The organism is Yinghuangia aomiensis (assembly GCF_039542225.1).
GTDB classification, from domain to species: domain Bacteria; phylum Actinomycetota; class Actinomycetes; order Streptomycetales; family Streptomycetaceae; genus Yinghuangia; species Yinghuangia aomiensis.
In genome coordinates this window covers 441,418-460,646 of sequence record NZ_BAABHS010000001.1, presented here as the reverse complement: position 1 = coordinate 460,646, position 19,229 = coordinate 441,418, and the positions used below count along the sequence as shown (strand labels likewise).

Below are 19,229 nucleotides of genomic sequence, written 5' to 3'. Positions count from 1 at the left end.
ATAGTGATCCTGCTTGCCACCATATTGGCCTCGCGGCCTAGCGTCAGACGGCCCGGTTCCACACGCCTGTGGCGGCGAATGCGGCCAGCACCTCCTTCTCCAGCGCAGCCGCAGTACTCGCGTCGGCGGTGGTGGCCCAGCAGACCTGCAGGTCGGCCCATGCGAGCGCAGCTTTCCCCCAGTCCGTGGCGCGCTCCGGGTGGCCCGACTCGATAGCGGTCAGTCGTTCGCGCACCCACTTGGCGTCCGCCAAGGCACGGTCGAACACGGCCTCACCCAATCCCGAGGCCAAAGCCTTTCCCGAGGTGTAGCGGCGTAGACGACCGTGCAGCCCTTGCTTCGGTTTAGTCCCGTTGCCGTCTCGGTCGCCGGCCTTTCCGACGTACACCACGGGGCCGTCCGCTCCCCAACGGGCCAAGTACACACCTGGCAGGCGGGGTGCCTCGACGCCCAGCAGCGGAACCCACGGCGACCAGTCCGCCATGAGCCGCACGTCCTCACGCATGCATATCTCCCACGAACGCATTGATCACACGAGCGGACCGCAGGTCCAACCTGCCCGTGCGAATCGGGGCCAGACCTAACAGCTCTTCATCTCAGGAGTGTTGGCGCATCTTCAGCATGTCCGAGCCCCCTGACACACGGGCCCCCTTCGCATGGCAAGACGGTCAGACATCGAGCAGCGTGCCAACGCCCGGCCTACCTTCTCGGACACAGGCAGCATCGTTCACCCATGGTTCCCTCGCCGTTGAGACGCCAGCGCCGACTGGTACGCGGCCGCGGGGCGCGCAGTCCGGGACGGATGCAGATCTCCCGCTCTGGACAGCACGTCGGCGGCACACAGCGATGTCGCAACGGCTGGGTATCGTCCCGCCATTCAGCACTTCGAAACCCGAGGATGCCCGTGACCACCCCCTTCGCTGTGCAGATCGTCGAAGAACGCAACCCGAAGCCGGGACTCATCACCGCGGTCGAGCACGTTCAAGACGTCGTCTGGGCTATCGCCGCGGAGTGCGACGTGCCCAGCTTCAGCCTGACCGTCGTGCTCACCGGTGACATCACCGCCTCAGTGCAGCGATACGGCGAACCAGGCTTCCAGCCCGAGCGCCTCGGCGGAACCGTTGCCGGCAAGACGCTCCCCCAACGCCGCGATTTCACAGACACGGTCATCGTGGTGGGTGTCCCCGACAATGATGATTTTGACCTCCTGAACTTCCTCCATATCACCGCGCACGAACACGGACACCTGCTCCTCAGCCGACTCCGCGCCGATACCGGTACCCGTCCACCACGGCCCACCCGCCCCCAGACGTTTACGGAAATGGCGCGCATCCTGGCCTACGAGGCGGCCGACGAATACCGGTGCAACATCCTGTCAAATGACGTGCTTGGCACCACCCTCATCACCACCGACGGCGGACGGCGCCCTCTCCACCTGGGCGATCTCTTCGAAGGCGATTACCACCAGGCGTACCTCAAAGCCCTGGACTCGACGGTGTACCCCGGCTGGCCCGACCTCGTCGACGCCTACCGCACCCACGAACTCACTCTGGAGGACATGGTCAACCGCCTCATCGGCAGCACCGACCAAGTCCTCAAACTCGCCGCACACACAACCTCCGTCGACCATGCCCGCGGGGCACTGCTGGCGCCTGACGCGCCTGAGCACGGCCACCGCGCTGTCAGCCGCTATCTCGGACCCGCTTGGTACCCCATCCGAGACCTTCTCCGAGCCAACCCCGGCATCCCTCACCGCAACGACTTCGCCCGGATCGACCGCGACATCCAGTCCGCCGGAGAACGAATCGCGGACATGTGGGCCCGCCTCGGCGTCAGCGCACTCCGGACCGCAGACGACGGTCTCGACGTCACTGTCACAGCCCCCAGCCGCTAAGAGGTCCTAACAGAACGTCGTTTGTGAGGGTGACTTCTGTGCGTGCGGCTCGTTGAACGGTGCGTGCGCAAAGGGGAGTTGCGTCCGTGGATTGTCTCGGACGAGTTGTGGGAGCTGGTCGAGCCGCTGCTGCCGGTCCCGCAGTTCAAGCAGGTGCCGGGCCGGCCTCGGGTGCCGGACCGGCAGGCGCTGTGCGGGATCCTGTTCGTGCTACACACCGGCATCCAATGGGAGTACCTGCCCCAGGAGCTCGGCTTCGGCTCCGGCATGACCTGCTGGCGTCGGCTGGCCGCATGGAACGAAGCCGGCGTCTGGGACCGGCTGCACGCGATCCTGCTGGACAGGCTTCACGCCGCCGGCAAGCTCGACTGGTCCCGGGCGGTGATCGACTCCACCCACGTCCGGGCCGCCCGAAGAGGCCCAAAAGCGGACCCAGCCCGGTCGACCGAGCCCGACCGGGCAGCAAGCACCACATCCTCACCGACGGCCAGGGCATCCCGCTTGCGGTCTCACTGACCGGCGGCAACCGCAACGACGTCACCCAACTGCTGCCGCTCCTCGACAAAGTCCCACCCGTCCGCAACGGCCGCCCAGGCCGACCCCGCCACAGACCGACCGAAGTCCTCGCCGACCGCGGCTACGACCACGACAAGTACCGCCGCCTGCTCCGCAAACGCGGCATCGGCCACCGCATCGCCCGCCGCGGCACCGAACATGGCTCCGGCCTCGGCAAACTCCGCTGGGTCGTCGAACGCACCATCGCCTGGCTCCACGGCTTCCGCCGCCTACGCATCCGCTGGGAACGCCGCGACGACATCCACGAAGCCTTCCTCGGCCTCGCCACCTGCCTCATCACACACCGACACGTACTACGTCTTTGTTAGGACCTCTAAGCCGCGACGGGTTAAGTAGGAGTCGGGTGAAGGCTCGTTCGCAGAGTGAGCCGTGGCCTAAGTGCCCGGTCCGTCACCCACGGTCACACCGCGGCCGTCACGCTCTCCGTGACGGCCGCGAGGACCGCAGACCAGAGTCTGTCCGGCGCCTGCTCCCTCGCCTCACACACCGCGCGCAATGCCCTTCCTGAGCGCATCGGTGCAGCCACAGTGCAGCGACACCCTCAGTTCCATCACGGCCATGGCCGCAGGGTGATGGCGGTCGGCTTCCGCGACCACCATGCCGCAACCAGGCAAGATCTCCACGGGGACCCAAGCGCGCCTAGGTACGGCAAATGGGCAGTATTCTGGCGCGGTCGCACCTGGCGGTCAAAGCCGCGGTGATCCCCCTGGTGACCGCCGCCTGCGCAGCCGTCGCGGCTGATCCGCCACACCCGCCCGCCTCCGAGGTCCGCGCGCACGAGGTTGTCCTGCTTGGCCTGGATGGTGGCCGCGATGTCGCGCATGGAGTTCGTCGGCGACGATGCTGCTTTCCCGTGCCTCGCCCTTGCCGAGATCCTGGGTGTAGGCGGGCGCTGAGGGTCTCAAGCGGGGGCGCAGCCGGGCGGCACGGGCGGCACCCAGCGCCAGCAGTCGTTCGCAAGCGCACGCCAGGCCGCCGGCTGGCCTGACCTGCGCACCGCGTCGGCGGTGTTTCTGTACGCCCACGGCGCCACCGCTAGCGACGTCCAACAGCACAGCGATCACGCCACCACCGCAGCCGCCCTGCGCCACCAGTGCACGAGCGCACAACGCAGACACGGTTACGCCGCGCTGCCCGACGAAGAGTTCATCCCGGTGGCGACCTTCGCCGCCAAACTCGTCTGCCCGGGACGACAACAAGCATCAGGTCACCAGCGCCGCAACCGTCCCGACCGCGGCGGCGAGGACCAAGCAGGTGCCAGCGAAAGCACGACCGGCACAGGCCGCAGCCGCTGCCCGGGTGGCGCCGTCCGCCCGGGCGAGCACCGCCGCCGCCCCCGCAATCAGGGCGGCGCTGAGCAGGGCGACAGTGATGCCCAGGATGACGATCACGACGACGGGAGTGGTCACAGCTGAACTCCAAAACCTCGGATAGGACGGCTCCGTGGCGTCCACACTGAAGGCGGTGATGTTCGGCCGTGTTCGCCGAACACGAATCCGTGCATGACTGAACACCTCGACGGCGGGCGAGCAAACGGACGGGACGGCGTGGACGAGGCGGCGAAGGCGAAGGCCGAATTGATCGAGCGCCTGCGCGCAGCCCAGCTGCGACGCAGACTGGCAACGAAACGACTCGCCGAACTCGCAGGCCTGGGCCGGACGACGGTCAGTCAAGCGCTCAACGGCGGGACGATCACCGAAGCCACCGTGCGCCTGCTCGCCAACACGCTCCGGCTCGACCCGCACCCGCTGCTCGTCCTTCTCGAGCAGGCGCAGACGCCAGCCGAGCCGGAAAACGGACACACGATTCCGGACCGTGGGACACGGAAGACTGCCGCGTCCCCCACGTACTCCCCCGTCGGCCTCCAGGGGGCCGTGGACGTGCAGTGCGGTCCGCTAGTCCAGTACGACCTCGGTGCCGACGCAATCCGGGCCTGGTTCCATGCCGAAGAACGCGCAGTCCTCGCCTCGGTGGAAGCCCACGAACGCGCCGCACCGCAACCTGCCCAGGATTCGGTGCTTAACCTCGACGACATCCCGAGCGTTCCCGGCGAACGCAGCCGCACCCTCGACGAATGGGCGGAACTGGCCGACCGCGGCCGCGCCGGCGAGGACCTCGACGAGGAGGAGCAACATTCCCTGGCCGCCTGGCTCGACATCTGCGATTCGGCTGCCGCGGCGCTCGCCGCGTTTTCCCCACTCGCCGAACGACCGCCTCCCGACTCGCGCACCCCGCAGCAGTACCGGAATGAGGCCGCCGCCTACATGGACGCCTGCCGCACCGCGATGGCCCAGGAAATCGACCAATACATCGACGCCTTGCCCCCGACGACGGTGCACCTGGTCAGCCTCACCCCCGCTTACCTGGCCGGCATCGAACTCGAACTCAGCCTGCCGTCAGAAATCTACGCCGTACGCCCGCCACGCCCCGCCATCGCTGCGCCCTCAATCCGCTGGCCGCGCCGACCCCGCCCTTACGGCTCCACCCTGCCGCGTCCGACGGCGTACCAATCCGGCCCCCGCTGGATGATTCCAAACGCTGCGCCGTCATCGCTCTACGCGGACCTCCATCAGCCCTTCGACCTGTCCGTACTCGACGGCCCCCACATCGCACACGACAAGGGTCGCCTGACCATCACGTACAACGCAGTCGATCTACGCGCAAACAAGACCGTGCAGCTCCCGCCGGTCGTCCTCGCATGCACAGCGCCCGGGCCCGTCACCATCCATTGGAACGCAACCGCCGCCGCCACCGACGTGCATGGCACCGCACACGGAACCGTCACCATCGACACCACGACGATCGCAGGGTCCCTGGCCGAGGCAGCCCTCCCGCCCCGCGAAGACCACCATGCCCCGCAGTGACGACGAAAGGAGGCGTTCAAGGCGTCCACATCACTGGCGCACCAGTAAGAGTGGTAACACACGGTCAACCGCGGCCTAAGCCGAGCCCGCTGCGTGCAGCCGATCGGCACCCGCGAGCCGCTGACCTGCAGCTACGCGAAATCGATCATGTAAGTCCCAAGCTCAGAGCCCGAGTTCGATGCTCGTCACCCGCTCGTAAAACCGCAGGCCAGAGCCGCTTTGCCAGATTCGAGGAGGCGGCTTTGTCCGTTGTGATGCATGTCCGTACGCGTGCACACTTGTTCCGACAGGCCCCCTTTACCTGCGGATTCTCAAGTGCTGCAAACGAAGGCCTTGAGCCTGTGTGTTCTTTGCGCCTTCCTCGGCTCTGGCCTGGTGGGGGCGGCCGGCCAGCGCGCCCCCGGAAATGGGAAGGCGGATCGCCGTCCGGGTGGGGGACGATTCTGCGGTGAACCTTGAGTTGCCGCCGCTGTCACCCGCCGATGCTTTGAGGCTCCAACGGGAGTCCACGTTTGCCGCGTCCTGCATGGCTTTGGAGAGCGATCTCGAAGCGGGGGACGGGACGTTCGACCAGGCGCTGTCCAATGCCCTAGCTGCAGTCGTTGCTTCGGAATGGCCGGGCGAGGAGCACGATCGGAAGGGACGGGTGCGGTCCGCCGCCCAGCTCCTGGACGTGATCGAGGAGCGGATCCCGCCGGTCGGCGGCGTGTGCGTCATCCCCGAGCCCGAGGAGGACCGCGTCCGCGGCGAGGCGCATCATGCCATGTTCGGCGACGGTCCGTACGAGCCGTGGGACGTCCGTATCGATGCGGCGGTTCTGCGCGACGGCATCGCCCGCACCCAGGCCGTCCGGCACGCCCGCGGGCCTGGGGGGCTCGAGCGTCGGCACGTCGATGCGCTGTTCGCGCTGGACGAGCACCGGAGCCTGCGATGCCTGGACAGCGAACGGGGCGACCGGCACTGGGCCGGTGCGCGCGAAGAGGACCGGCGTTCCCAGGCGTTGGCGCTCGCGGTCCTGGAGCAGATCGGGGACGAGGAGGCGGCGCGGCGCTCGGCCAACGTGAACCAGTACGAGGGCTACCACCCCAAGCACAGCCCGGAGGGGTACGACTTCCAGGAATGCCCGGTGTGCGGGTACGAGACGCTGCAGGTCACCGCGATCGACGACTACGGCGTGGGCATCGGACGGGGCCGGTGCATCGTGTGCACATACGAGCGCAACGGCACCGTGGTCGACGACCTCGCGTCGGCGTGGATGTTCGAGAACCGGTGGGCCGACGACTGACCACGAGGGGCCGCCAGCACCAGGTGACGCAGGGCGCGGGCGCTCACAAGATCGGACTGCGGCGCTCGATCAGGACGACGTCGCGCCAGCTGCCGTGGTGCCGGCCTACGCGTTCGCGCACCCCGACGGTGCGGAAGCCCACGCTGCGGTGCAGGCAGCGGCTGGCGGTGTTCTCGGGGGAAGACACCGGACTGAACGGTCCAGGCGCCGGCGGCTTCGGTGGAGGGGATCGGGGCCTCGAGCAGGATACGGCCGATGCCTCGGCCCTGGGCGTTGGGGTGGACGTAGACGGAGTGTTCGACGACCCCGGTGTACACGCAGTGGTCGGAGACCGCGACCCAGCGGAGGACACCGTCTCCTTCGTCGAGCGCGACGAAGCGGTGGCCGGGAAGCCTGGACGTGTCGAAGTGGCCCCATGCCGGGGCGGCGGTCTCGAAGGTCGCATGGCCGGTGTCGATGCCGACCTGGTAGATCGCCAGGACCTGCCCGGCATGTTCGGGTCGCATGCCCTCGACGGTGCAGGCGGCGGGCGCAGTCACCGGTGCTCCGGTCGCCGGGCCCGGACGATGACGGCCGTCACTCCCGGACCCGCTTGATGGGTGGGCGTGGGGGTCGCATCGACCAGTCCCCCGGCGTTCCGAACATCGGGGCGGGGCCGCCGAATCCGTCCATCCACCGGCCCCGCACCGGTGTTCGGGTAGGGCCCACGCAGGACCGGCCCTGGCGTTGACCCGTACCCCGTGTTCAGTCCGCCAGGATCGCGGCGAGGTCGAGGCCCGGGGCTTGTGACACCGGGAGCTCGAGGGTCCCGGACACCACGCCGTCGCGGTTGGTGCAGGTGGCCTTCCACTGCGCGTGGATCACGCGCGGTGCCGGCGCGTAGACGACCAGGACGACGGGGTCCAGGTCCAAGATCTCCCGGGCGCGCAGGTCGGTCGCGGGGAACACGACCGTCGTCGAACCCCCGTTGCGGATCACCGGACCCCGGTACGAAGGCGACGCGTTCCCAGCGGCGAGAACGGAAGCGTTCATGTACAGACCTCCGGGCACCGGGATCGAACCGAAGGTCGCGGCGCGCAACCGTGGACCGTACGGCCGCGGGGGCTCCGGCAACGCGGCTTCGTTCGCCTCGGGGACCACGGACTCGACCTCGCCCGGCACGTACAACTCGACCTCGACAAGTTTGAGATGGCCATCGGTCGGGTTCGAAAGCCGCAGCTCCAGCGGCGCGACCAGCCACGAAGCGCCGACGCGAACGGCCTCGGGCAGTGCCTCCGCAAGCTCCCGGGTATAGGCGGCGACCTCCGCACGGTACTGCGCACCAGTCCGCGGATCCGGCTCGCTTCCCGCCAACCACCCCATCACACCCGGCTGCTCGAAGACGGCGGCCTTTCTGCGTTCCAGCTCCTGCGCCGCCGCCTGGGCCGCGCTGACCGCGGCGGAACTCTCGGCGACCTCTCGGGCCCGAGAGACCCGCGACGCGCGACGCACCTGAAAGTCGGGATCTGCGTCGAGGTCGACGACTCCGCCGGATGCGGCCCGGGCCGCCTCCCGCACCTCCGCCCGTTCGAGAGGCTCCAACGCGTCGGCCGCGGCCCGCACGACCCAGGCTCCGAGATCGCGTTCGCCGACGTCCACAGCTCCCAGCGGCACGCCGCCAGCGACCTCGACGCCGATCTGAAGCTGGTTGCGGCTCGCCAGGAGCCGCTGCGACAACGCGTTGATCTCACGTGACTTTGCCGGCGCGGTCTCGGAGAGACGGCGCACGAACACCGTCCCGTCCGCCGCGTAGTCGTACATCTTGCGGAAGCAGTGGATCGGATCGCCCCAGCGGGGCGGCTCGACCTCCACCACCAACACATCCACCGACGACCCGTCCGCGGACTCGGCGCGGATGTACCGCGGCGACCACCGCGGCCCGTCCCCCGCATACGCCTCCACCCAGCGCCCCAGGTCGATCGAATCCACCTCGGCGATCCCGCCGACCTGGCCACGTTCCACCCCGACCAGCAGATACCCGTGCCCCTCGCAGAAGCGGGCCGCAGTCTCCGGCATGCGGTTCGCCATCCCGACGACCGCTCGCGCCACGTGGAACTGCCCGGCCTTGGCCTTCAAGTCCAGCCCGGACTTCCACTCCAGCCAGATGCCCTCGTCGATGTTCCCGTCGCGGATCGTGTAGATGAGGTCGAGCAGATCGGCTGGCCGATGAATACGCCGAGAGAGGTCGAACCCAGTTCCCATGCATCCCACCAAGCGTGTGTCGTGACCCGCCAGCATGACCGACACCACCGACACCCCACCGGAGAACGCGCACACAACCTTGTGTCATCGCGCAGCCGAGGAGGACGACGCCCTCGACGCGAGGCGCTCCCACCACCCCAAGGTCGGAGTGCGGGTAGACGCTGCGGACCAACCGGGCTCCCGGAGGTCCCCATGCACCACGCCTCTCTTGCCGCTCCCCAGCGCTCGCCCCGCCAACGCCACCCAGCACATCCGTAGATCCCCACAACCCACAACCGAGGCCGACCGAACCCGTCCCTTCCTGCCGACCCGCGCCCGAACGGGGCGAGGCGGAGCGACAGAGCCTCGCGGCGTGGGTGGCCTGTGACTGCCGACCCACCGCATCACGGCCGGTGCTGGTAGCTGCCTGCGCGAAATCCGCAGGCGTACCCGCATAGACACCGGCTAGCGTCACGCCATGACCATCCGCCTACCCCGGATCGAGGCCCTGTTCGGCGGGGCCACCCTGGACAAAGTGACGTAAGCGGAACTGGTCGCGCTGATCGGCAACCCCGATGCCGCCGAGGCGGAGGACCTGGACTACAAGCGCGCCCACTACGGCACCACCAACGAGGGCCGCGCGGAACTTGCCAAGGACATCGCGGCGTTCGCGAACCACGTCGGCGGCGTGCTGGTCCTGGGCATGGACGAGGACCGACGCACCCGCCTGCCGACTCGGGTGCGCCCCGTCGACGTCACCGACCACAGCCTCACCAAGATCACCGCGACCGCCACGCGGAACATCCTGCCGGTCCCGGCGGGCATCGCGCTGCTGGAGAAGAAGGTGGACCCAGCCGACCACGAAGGGATCCTGCTGATCGTGGTCGCCCCCAGCCCTGGCGCCCCGCACCAGATCCTGGCCAGCGGCGAACCGGCGGGCTACCCGCGGCGGCACGGGACCACCACCGTCCAGCTCAAGGAGCACGAGATCGACACCGCCTATCGGCGCCGCCACGCCGCGCAGGCCGACCGCGCCGCGCGGCTCGACCAAGTCGAGAGCGACGTGTTCCGGGCCCGTGCCCGCAGCAGTTCCGGACCACTCATCACAGTGAGCCTGGTGCCGGATCTGCCCGGCAATCTCACCTTGGACCAGCAGACCGTCGAACGGCTCCGCCGCAGTGCGGCCGACGACCGGCCGCTCGTCGGCAGGCAGCACCTGGTGTTCCGCCATACAGCGGTCGGTCACCGGCGCGTCGTACACACCAGTGACGGCCCCCGTGGCCGCAACGAGTTCCATGCCGAGCTTCACACCGACGGGTCCGGTTCCTGGGGTCGCTGGGTCAACCGCGTCTCCACGCGTGCGCACCCCTATGGCGGCACCGACAGCGGCTTCGATCTGGACACTCTGGTGCACACCGTGGCCAGCGCCCTCGGACATCTCGCCCGGCACGCCGCCTTCACCGCAGGGTGTTCAGGGACCGCTGCGCTGCGTGTGCAGGCCTGCGTGGATGCCCATCTCTATCTCGAACAAGACCAGTGGCCTGCGGTCGATAAGCGGCTCGCAGAGGGCAACTGGGCGTACCTGATGCAGCGCCTCTCGGCGGGGAAGCCCGAGTACGAGGCTGTCGCACCCGAGCGCCGGTGGCTCGCCACCGGCGAGTCCCGGGCGCTGATCGACGACCTCGCCGACGGCCGCGGGCCTCTGGTCTCCGCGGCCGCCGAGCTGCTCGGGGACCTCGTCCAGAACTACGGCATGGTCGAGGTTCCCCACCTCACCCGCGACGGGGCGGTCCGGCCGGCGGCGTGGCTCGGCAACGAGACTGCTACCGCGGCCAACTGGGTACTCCAGCACAGGCTCGATGCTGTGGACTGACCGGGTCCACAGCATCCACCAGCCGCGAACCAGCATGGTCGTCGAGGCCCAACACGTGACGGACGAAGCCGTCGCCTGAGGGGCAAGCCTTCGCCGAACCATGCCAGAGCTGCAAGACGCGCCGGACTGGCCGATCTGCCTGTCACCCGGCTTCGGTGCCGCGCTGGTCGGCCTGCTGGCACTCGTGTTCACCGCATTCGACCGCGCCCGCCTTTAACTGCCTTGTGCTGCCGCGCGCTGCCATGCGGGGACCGGTTGACCGCGATCCGAACGCGCGCCGCGCTAACCAGAGGATATGGTCGGGAAGTTCGTCCTTGACGTGTTGCCGAGTTGACGTGCGGTCCCAGCAGGTCACCACGGCGGCCCCAAGGTCGATGCCCGCGCTTCCGCGACTACGCGCCGCAGTTCGCCTCCCACGGCCTGCCTGTTGCGCGCCGGAACAAGGACATAGCCGAGCGCGCTCTCGATCGCCCAGTGGGACGCAGGCACGGTGTCAAGGGCAAAGGCGAGCGCGCGGGCTGTTTCGTAGCTGTCGAGTGCCTGCAGAAGCGGCTCGGGGTTGACGTTCGCCATGTATCGCGTGACCACAGCTGTCTCAGGAGGTGGCCCGTCCAGGCGATAGTGGACCCCTGCCAAGACAGCAAGGCCTTCCACCAGCGCAACCGCGTCATCGGGTCCGAGATCCAGTGTCCCCACAAGCAGGTTCAGATAGGACGCAACATCGCGTTCTGAACCGACCAAAGCGCCAGGCAACGGCAAGACGTCCCGGCGCAGTTGCTCCCAAGCATCCACTGCCGCGACTTCGGCAGTTGACAACTTGAGGTTCTCGAGGGCAATGCGGATGCTGGTGAGCGGGCCATTGTCCCGCGTGCCTCGACGCATCTCGTGAAGAAGCAGCGCTGCTGCTGCGCGTCGGGATGCGCCGGCCGTCACGGCAGAGGCGATGCGGTCAAAGGTAGTCCTGCGATGTCCGGTGCTCGAGATGCGCAACAGCGCTGCCGCCAACCGTGAAAGGTCAACCACCGGGGGGTGGTCGAGTGCCGAGCACACCACGTGGACCAAACCTCGCTCGAAGGCCGGGCGGTGGGCGGCGAGATTGTCCTCCAGGATGTCTGCTGCCAAGGCAGGCGCCGATGGAAATCGCGGACCCAGGCGCCGTGGATCGACATCCAGTGTGGTGAGCAGGTTGAGCAGGTGGTTCTCGAAACGATCCGACACCACTTGTAGGTGTCCGACAGCGAGCAGGAATGTGTTGCGCCAGTGCGGGTGATGGGCTACCAGCCGGAGTCGCTCGAGGACTTGAGAATCGTCCCCTTCAGTGATCGACCGTGCTGCCATGAGCTCCTGAAGGGTCCTGATATCGAAGCCAATCCCCGCGTCACGGGGCACGAGGAGGACCAAGCGCTCGGTCGCGGCGTTGACCAACGTGGTGGCATGTGTCTGTGCATCTTCGGGGTCGAAGCCGCTGCTGGCGAAGCGATCCACGGCCAACTCGTTGAGTTCGTCCGGACTTAGCACCGCTTCTGCATTCTTGGCAGTTTCGGAGGCCACTTGCAGGGCGAGGCCAACCTGCTCATGCAGGCGATTGACCTGCTTCCGATGTGTGGAAATGAAACGCGACAGGGCAATGCCCTTCGCGATCTCCCTCTCGCACATCGTCTCGTAGTACAGGTTGAACAAGCTGTAACGGTCCGGTGGCAGCGTTGGGTACTTCTCCACGATCAGAGACATGATGGTCACCTGCAACGGAGTCTCCATCAACCGGACGGTCACAGGGTCTCGCGAGGCCTCGGTCATGCGCTCAGCCACCAGGATCCGCATGTCGTCGTCGTCGACGAAGCGCTTGGCGGTAATACGACGCGCAAACGACGCCGCGGCAGCCGGCGGCAGCCGTTGAAGATTCAAGTGCTGGAACCGGTCCGATGGAAAGCGCTCGTCGTACCCTGTGGGCCGTGTCGTGACCACGACCATGAGGTCTGCGTCGATGTCCTCCGCCGTGGTCAGGAGTTCGTCGAGCTTCGCGTATACCAAGCGGCGGGCTTCCAGTGAGGGAACCTCGTCAAGGCCATCCAGGATCAGCGCCCACGGCCACGATCGCAGCCACCCGTGCAGGTCCTTAGGCGGAACGGGAACGGTCGTGCGCTTCGATACCTGTGTCGAGATCCACCGCAGCAACCCCGTCTCGCTGCCGGTAGCCAGCTCTTCGGCGTACTTAGCGAGATCGATGCGGACCGGCCAGCGGCGGTTCCCGGGGACTCGGAGCCCGAGCCTCCCCAGCGCTGCCCGTGTACCACCGACAATCTCAGCCGTGCTGGACGCAAGATCCGCATCGGTCAGCATGGCCACCCGGTAGGCCTGCGCGATGAGCTGGCTGAGTGTCGATTTCCCTTGTCCCGGTCCGCCAACAAGGACCACGTTGGAGCGAACTTCACGACCTGGCTGGCGACGCCGAAGCACAATGTCGCCGAGGTCCAGGATGTGCCGGACCGTCTGAACCGTCGTCGCCTCCGGTTCATCCGCTGTGGCCGGCAAATCGATGGCGACATCGTCCAGCCAGAGCTTCGCGTCCCCAGGCCCCCCCGACTGACTCAGGCGAATCCACCGGTCCGCCTTCAGTGCCTGCAACAACTCCTCACGGACAGGGTCGCGCACCTCGAGCGAACCCATGCTGACCACGTCTCGACCGAGCATCGACAGCACATCGCCGACGGTCAGAAGCCCCGGGTACGCCCACCGCACCCCTTGGTGGGCGTCCAGCATCGAGCGAATCTGGTCTGCGTGCCAGATCCGGAACCCTCGAACGTGCAGCCCATCACGATGCGTCTCACCATCGGACAACTGCTTCTGCACGAAGGCAGTGACCGTATCCAAGCCCCCTGTCCGCGCGACCGGCGAAAGGTCCACATTCGTCACGAAGATCAGATAGTCAGGCAGCCGCGTCCGCGTGTCCGCACGCGCGGCCCTACGCCAAGACGCGATCTCCTTGCCGACCTCGTTCTGGAACCACACGGCGTTGTCGTGAGGCTGCGCCTTGGGCTTGACCTGGAACTTCGCCTGAAGGACCGTGTAGCCGCTCCAGGAGTCCGGATGACCGGCACCTGGGTTCGCCGTCTTGGACCAGTCGATGGTGCCGTCGAACGTCGCCTCGCGACCGCCATCACGCCCGTCCCCGAACGCCTCTACGCCTGGCCCCAACTCGCAACGGGCGAGCGCAACCGTAAGCTGTTCGAACGCCCGCGGTCCGAGACGGGTCAAGTCGTAGTCCGGCATGGCAGAAATCGTGCCACCTTGCCGCGGCCGTCAACCACCGAATCAGGCAGCCCAGCCCGACGCGAGTCGTCATGCGCCAGCCGACGAGCCCATGCAGGGCACACAAGCTGCCGGCGAGTCACCGGCCTATCGCCAGAAGAGGGTCGCTGCACTCAGGGCCCGCCGCGGCATCGCGTCCCATCGCATATCGCAGCCGCCAGCCGCTCAAGTCGGCCCCTGATCAAGCATCGTTGATTTTCGAAGGCTTTGCGCGTCCGTCACTGCGCACGCACCGGCGGCCCCGGAACGTCCCAGTTCCCGGAGGGCGCTCACCGTGGGCACTAGAGGCGCGATGATCGTAGATTTTCACAAGTTCAATGCCTGAGAATGCTTGAATTGCACACTGTCTTCCATGCATGATGATCACCATGAGTACTTCGGAATGGCCTGCCGCGTTCACGCTCGCGGTTGGCCAGGAGATCCGCCGGGTCCGCAACGCTCGGGGCCTTACTGCGGACGAATTGTCGGCGGCGTGCGCGGCCCTTGGGGCTGAGGTGCCGTCGCGGGCGCTGACAAACCTGGAGACCGGCCGACGAGGAGCCCTGCCCGTCACCGATCTGCTAGTCCTCGCGCGCGCCTTGAAGGTCGCCCCGATCAGCCTGCTGTTCCCACTCGGCGGGGAGGACGAGGTCGAAGTTCTTCCAGGCCACAACGTCGCCGCTTGGGACGCGGTGGCTTGGTTTACCGACGAGCAGGTCCGCGAGGATGCTGCTCCGATCAGCGGCCCCCGGGCGGTCATCGACCGGTACCGCGCTCACGCTGCGGCGGTGCATACCGCTTTGGTGTCGCTGCGCATCCGTGAGGACCGTCGGCGGCAGCCTGGCGCCAATATGGCCTATGCGGACGCGATGCTCGCCGACGACGTGCGCTGCCTCCTTGAGATGCGCGAAGCCATGCTCCAGGACGGACTCGTCCCGGCGCCGCTACCGCCTCGGCTCGCAGCCGTTTGGGAGCACGACGCACGCTCAGATGCAAGCGCCTGAGCTCAGCAAGGTAGAGACCCGCTGCCGAAGCTGCGCTCGTACGGACGCACGAAGTCCGCATGGCGCCAAGGTTCCCTGAGTGAGTGCAAGTCGAAAGGAAGGCCCGTGGCCGACAGGCCGATCAAGATGCTGACGATCGTCGAGGTGTCCGACTACCTCGACAAACCGGTGTCGTGGGTATATGCAAACTGGCGGCCGCAAGGCATGCCCTTCCGCAAGGTCGGCAACCAACTGCGCTGCCGCCCCAGCGACCTCGAACGATGGTTTGACCAGCAGGCGGCCTGAGCAGCTTCGCGTCGACTCCGCCGCAGCCCACCTCAGCGCGCGAACGGTCAACAGCAGGTTCGTCCTGCCCTAGGTCGACGCGCCCCAGACGCGACTTGCGTTCAAACACGAGTGGCCGCGTACAACCCAGCGGTCGCCGCGTCGACGGGCAAATAGCCCAGCACGTCCAAGAGTTGCTGCCGCAAGCAGCTGTCGCTCTTGAATGGGCGGTGACCATCGCGTCCCCCCTGCCCAGTTGCAGGGTGCAGGACCGAAGACCTCCCGGCAGTCAAGCCACGCCCGGCGTGCCGAGGACCGCGGCGCCCAGTTGAGCGCGCCGCGATTGGTTTGCCGACCCGCCGTCAGGTACGGCCGGAACAAGAACGGGGGATCGACGTGGCCATAGGCAAGCGATGCAAGTGCCCTTGCATATGCTCAAGTTCATGTAGGCACAAGCAGGCAGAGAAGTGCCCATGCCTCGCGAAGTGCCAGTGCGAGCGGGTGGATTGCGCGCACGGGTGGACCGCCCGGGTGAGGGACGCCAACGGCGAGCCCGCGGACATGACCTTCGCCAAGAAGACAGATGCGCTGGTGTACGAGCGCAAGGTCTTGGAGGCCAAGTCGCTCGGCGTCGTGACCCGGCCCAAGAATCTTCGAATCACATTCCTGGAGTGGTCCGAGGAGTGGCTGTCTTCCAAAGCACGCCGGCCTGGGACCGAGGAGTCCTACACGCGGAACGTGCGAAGGCACATGCAGCCCGCGTTCGGGGGGATGCGCCTTCACCGCATCGAGCCCAAGGACGTCCAGGCGTGGGTCGTCGGGCTGTCGCAAAGCGGCTTGGCACCCCGAACCGTTCACCTCATCTACAAGACATTCCGCGCCTGCATCAACAGCGCGGTGCGCAAGCGCGTACTCCAGCACTCGCCGTGCGTGGACGTCGATTTGCCGGAGGTCAGGCGCAAGCACATCGTTCCCGCCACCCGTGAGCAAGTCTGGGCACTGTACGAGGCGATGCCCGCACATCTTCGTGCCTTGATCATGGTCGGTGCAGGCTGCGGGCTGCGCTCGGGCGAAGCGTTCGGCCTCTGCCAAGACGTGATCGATTTCGAGGCGGGCGTGCTGGTCGTTCGTCGGCAGGTCATCAAGGTGCGGTCGAAGCCACACCTTGTCGACTACAACAAGACGTTCACTTCTCACGAACGCGAGGTTCCTCTCCCAGCCTTCGCCCACCGGGCCCTGCGGGATCATCTGGATGCCCACGCCGTGCTGGTAACACCCCAGGGCGAACACGTGGTGTTTCCGTCGTCACGGGGGAATCTGCTCCGCAGGGATGGCTTCTACAAGTGGTTCAAGAAGGCCCTTGCTGCAGCAGGCCTGCCGCCGACGTTCCGGTACCACGACCTTCGCCATACGTTCGCCTCGCATGCCTTGGACCAAGGCATCCCGAAGGCAACTGTTCAGCTCTACCTCGGGCATGCCTCGGAGGACGTTCTGAACGACGTTTACCACCACCAGGTGAAGGGAGCAGCTGCGCGCGACCGCAACGCCCTCGAGGCCGTATTCTTCGAGGAGACCGCGGACGTCGACGTACCCTCTACGATCGAGGTCGACGACGATGCCACCTGACAGACGCAGACACCACGAGTGTGGCGATCGCGTGGCGATCCGGCACCGCTCACAGACGTTTCCGCAGGTCGCTGCCCATGAGGAGACAGTGCCCGGCGTATAAGCCGACTCGTCCACCGCCGGCTTGAGAAAGGGCCTGCTGACCTGCGTTTTCGCAGGTCAGCAGGCCCTTCTTGCTCCTGGATGCGCCACGACCATTGCTCACTCTTGGTAACTGTTTCCGGGTGTTCGGCCTGCGCCGTGGTGATTGTGCGGCCGTGGAGAGCGGTCCGGAGTCGCTTTCGCCGGGCGTGAATCTCGTCCGCGATGACACCGCGGCCAGGCCGGAGCCGACACACGACAAGGCACGCAGAGTCCTGCCCTGTCCCGGCGATGAATCCCACCCGAGGCCCGATCGGACACTGCGCCCTCCGGGGTCCCGGAGAAGACCGAAGCACCTGCGGACCGCTCGCCGGCGGGTAGTTCAGGTGCGGCACAGCGTTCGGAACTCATCGGGGCGCGTGATGAAGCGACAGGCCGGCGACGTGTCCAGCGGGCTGGCTGGTGGCCGTGAGATCGATGGAGATTCGGGATGCCTGCAGCCGACCCGGCGCCGGGTCGGCAACAGGCGCAACTCGCGGGGCACCCGTGCCCCGGTGGCCGCCGGTCCCGTGATCCGCTGGGTGGGCTGCTCGCGGGCCTGGCGCTTGGCGTGTGCGGGCGTCCGGTGTCGGCGGTGGGTCGGAGGGGCGTCAGTGGCGGGTGAGTTCGCCGCTGAGGTTGTCGTGGAACTGCGCGCTGGGTGCGTCGAGGCCGATGATGGTGACCTTCTTGCCGAGCGCGGCGTACTTGGTCTCGACGGCGTCGAGGGCGGCGACAGAGGAGGCGTCCCAGATGCGGGCGTCGGACAGGTCGATGACCACGTCGTCGGGGTCGCCGCGGTAGTCGAACTGGTAGACCAGATCGTTCGACGAGGCGAAGAACAGCTGGCCGGTCACGGCATATACGACGTGCTTCTTGTCCGGGTCGACGACGCCGGTCACGTTCGCGAGGTGGGCGACGCGTTTCGCGAAGATGACCATTGCGGTCAGGGAGCCGACGATGACGCCGATGGCGAGGTTGTGGGTGGCGACCACGCAGGCGACGGTGACGACCATGACGGTGGTCTCGCCGGCGGGCATGCGCTTGAGGGTCTTCGGGGTGATGGAGTGCCAGTCGAAGGTGGCGACCGACACCATGACCATCACGGCGACGAGCGCGGCCATGGGGATGTCGGAGACGACCGGCCCGAACACCACGCACAGCACCATCAGGAAGCTGCCGGCCAGGAACGTCGACAGGCGGGTGCGGGCGCCGGAGACCTTCACGTTGATCATGGTCTGGCCGATCATGGCGCAGCCGCCCATGCCGCCGAAGAAGCCGGTGACCACATTCGCGACGCCCTGGCCGATCGATTCGCGGGTCTTGTTGGAGCGGGTGTCGGTGATGTCGTCGACGAGCTTGGCGGTCATCAGTGACTCCATCAGCCCAACCAGAGCCATGGCGAGGGCGTACGGGGCGATGATCTTCAGCGTCTCGAACGTGAACGGCACGTCCGGCAGGCCGGGGGTGGGCAGCGAGGACGGCAGGTCGCCCTTGTCGCCGACGGTCGGCACCGCGATCCCGGCGGCGACGGTGATCACGGTGAGGATGACGATGGACACCAGCGGCGCGGGAACGACCTTGCTGACCTTGGGGAAGAGCACCATCAGCGCCAGCCCGCCGGCGATGAGCGGGTACACCTCCCAGGGCACGTCGTGCATCTCGGGCACCTGCGCCATGAAGATCAGGATGGCGAGGGAGTTGACGAACCCGACCATCACCGAGCGGGGCACGAACCGCATCAGCTTGGCCACCCCCAGCGAGCCCAGCACGATCTGGAAGACACCGGCGAGGATGACCGCAGCGACCAGGTACCCGAACCCGTGGTCGCGGTTCAACGGAGCGATGACCAGGGCGACCGCACCGGTGGCGGCGGAGATCATCGCGCGGCGGCCGCCGACGATCGAGATGACCACGGCCATCGTGAACGAGGCGAACAGGCCGACCGCCGGGTCGACGTCGGCGATGATCGAGAAGGAGATCGCCTCGGGGATCAGCGCGAGTGCGACGACCAGGCCCGCGAGGACCTCGGTGCGCCACACCTTCGGATCACGCAACCAGTCGGGCTTGAGGGCGCGCAGACGCGCCGCGGCGTTCGGGGCAGATGCCAGCGGCGCGGACGCCGGTGCGGAAGAGGACAACGCAGGAGTACCTGTTCCCTGTGCGGGCACGCCGGGGGACGCTTGGTCCAAGGGGAACCGGGGCGTGCGGGGGA

General features: G+C 67.4%; 12 protein-coding genes and 2 pseudogenes. 8 read left to right on the top strand and 6 right to left on the bottom strand.

What is annotated here, in order from left to right:
• Positions 1-43 precede the first annotated feature (43 nt).
• Entirely contained in the window at positions 44-505 is a 462-nt protein-coding gene (locus tag ABEA93_RS01950) for a hypothetical protein (protein WP_345673439.1), read from the bottom strand.
• Positions 506-904: 399 nt separating this feature from the next.
• Between ABEA93_RS01950 and ABEA93_RS01945 the strand changes: the two genes are divergently transcribed.
• Both ABEA93_RS01945 and ABEA93_RS01940 read left to right on the top strand, forming a co-directional pair.
• On the top strand, positions 905-1,894 hold the full coding sequence (locus tag ABEA93_RS01945) for a hypothetical protein (RefSeq protein ID WP_345673438.1): 990 nt from the start codon (positions 905-907) through the stop codon (positions 1,892-1,894).
• 42 nt (positions 1,895-1,936) lie between these two features.
• Positions 1,937-2,691: pseudogene (locus tag ABEA93_RS01940) on the top strand (IS5 family transposase); the annotation flags it as partial.
• 981 nt (positions 2,692-3,672) lie between these two features.
• On the opposite strand, the gene ABEA93_RS01935 reads toward ABEA93_RS01940, so the two are convergent.
• Positions 3,673-3,879 (bottom strand): hypothetical protein, encoded by a 207-nt coding sequence (locus ABEA93_RS01935; protein ID WP_345673437.1) that lies wholly within the window; start codon positions 3,877-3,879, stop codon positions 3,673-3,675.
• A gap of 93 nt (positions 3,880-3,972) precedes the next feature.
• On the opposite strand from ABEA93_RS01935, the gene ABEA93_RS01930 reads away from it, so the two are divergent.
• Together ABEA93_RS01930 and ABEA93_RS01925 are read left to right on the top strand one after the other, a co-directional pair.
• On the top strand, positions 3,973-5,334 hold the full coding sequence (locus ABEA93_RS01930) for a hypothetical protein (RefSeq protein ID WP_345673436.1): 1,362 nt from the start codon (positions 3,973-3,975) through the stop codon (positions 5,332-5,334).
• A gap of 526 nt (positions 5,335-5,860) precedes the next feature.
• The gene (locus ABEA93_RS01925) at positions 5,861-6,619 is read left to right on the top strand and encodes a hypothetical protein (protein WP_345673435.1); all 759 of its coding nucleotides are present in this window, start codon (positions 5,861-5,863) and stop codon (positions 6,617-6,619) included.
• Positions 6,620-6,662: 43 nt separating this feature from the next.
• On the opposite strand, the pseudogene ABEA93_RS01920 reads toward ABEA93_RS01925, so the two are convergent.
• Positions 6,663-7,125, bottom strand: a pseudogene (locus tag ABEA93_RS01920) (GNAT family N-acetyltransferase).
• 238 nt (positions 7,126-7,363) lie between these two features.
• Entirely contained in the window at positions 7,364-8,860 is a 1,497-nt protein-coding gene (locus tag ABEA93_RS01915) for an AlbA family DNA-binding domain-containing protein (RefSeq protein ID WP_345673434.1), read from the bottom strand.
• Positions 8,861-9,389: 529 nt separating this feature from the next.
• Here ABEA93_RS01915 and ABEA93_RS01910 point away from each other — a divergent pair.
• Complete coding sequence (locus ABEA93_RS01910) at positions 9,390-10,712, top strand: AlbA family DNA-binding domain-containing protein (protein ID WP_345673551.1); 1,323 nt, start codon at positions 9,390-9,392, stop codon at positions 10,710-10,712.
• 351 nt (positions 10,713-11,063) lie between these two features.
• On the opposite strand, the gene ABEA93_RS01905 is transcribed toward ABEA93_RS01910, so the two are convergent.
• On the bottom strand, positions 11,064-13,982 hold the full coding sequence (locus tag ABEA93_RS01905) for an NACHT domain-containing protein (RefSeq protein WP_345673433.1): 2,919 nt from the start codon (positions 13,980-13,982) through the stop codon (positions 11,064-11,066).
• A gap of 395 nt (positions 13,983-14,377) precedes the next feature.
• On the opposite strand from ABEA93_RS01905, the gene ABEA93_RS01900 reads away from it, so the two are divergent.
• The 3 genes from ABEA93_RS01900 to ABEA93_RS01890 all read left to right on the top strand — a co-directional run bounded on the left by ABEA93_RS01900 (position 14,378) and on the right by ABEA93_RS01890 (position 16,894).
• Positions 14,378-15,004, top strand: coding sequence for a helix-turn-helix domain-containing protein (locus ABEA93_RS01900; RefSeq protein WP_345673432.1), 627 nt, complete (start codon positions 14,378-14,380; stop codon positions 15,002-15,004).
• A 105-nt stretch (positions 15,005-15,109) separates the two neighbouring features.
• Entirely contained in the window at positions 15,110-15,289 is a 180-nt protein-coding gene (locus tag ABEA93_RS01895) for a helix-turn-helix domain-containing protein (RefSeq protein WP_345673431.1), read from the top strand.
• A gap of 540 nt (positions 15,290-15,829) precedes the next feature.
• On the top strand, positions 15,830-16,894 hold the full coding sequence (locus ABEA93_RS01890) for a tyrosine-type recombinase/integrase (RefSeq protein ID WP_345673430.1): 1,065 nt from the start codon (positions 15,830-15,832) through the stop codon (positions 16,892-16,894).
• Positions 16,895-17,625: 731 nt separating this feature from the next.
• Here the strand turns inward: ABEA93_RS01890 and ABEA93_RS01885 are convergent.
• Positions 17,626-19,155, bottom strand: a complete 1,530-nt coding sequence (locus ABEA93_RS01885) for a SulP family inorganic anion transporter (RefSeq protein ID WP_425584772.1) — start codon at positions 19,153-19,155, stop codon at positions 17,626-17,628.
• Positions 19,156-19,229 lie beyond the last annotated feature (74 nt).

Coding starts and splice junctions, on each gene's coding strand:
- ABEA93_RS01925 (WP_345673435.1), top strand. CDS start 5,861: ATGGCTTTGGAGAGCGATCTCGAAGCGGGGGACGGGACGTTCGACCAG.
- ABEA93_RS01950 (WP_345673439.1), bottom strand. CDS start 505: ATGCGTGAGGACGTGCGGCTCATGGCGGACTGGTCGCCGTGGGTTCCG.
- ABEA93_RS01930 (WP_345673436.1), top strand. CDS start 3,973: ATGACTGAACACCTCGACGGCGGGCGAGCAAACGGACGGGACGGCGTG.
- ABEA93_RS01890 (WP_345673430.1), top strand. CDS start 15,830: ATGACCTTCGCCAAGAAGACAGATGCGCTGGTGTACGAGCGCAAGGTC.
- ABEA93_RS01900 (WP_345673432.1), top strand. CDS start 14,378: ATGATGATCACCATGAGTACTTCGGAATGGCCTGCCGCGTTCACGCTC.
- ABEA93_RS01905 (WP_345673433.1), bottom strand. CDS start 13,982: ATGCCGGACTACGACTTGACCCGTCTCGGACCGCGGGCGTTCGAACAG.
- ABEA93_RS01915 (WP_345673434.1), bottom strand. CDS start 8,860: ATGGGAACTGGGTTCGACCTCTCTCGGCGTATTCATCGGCCAGCCGAT.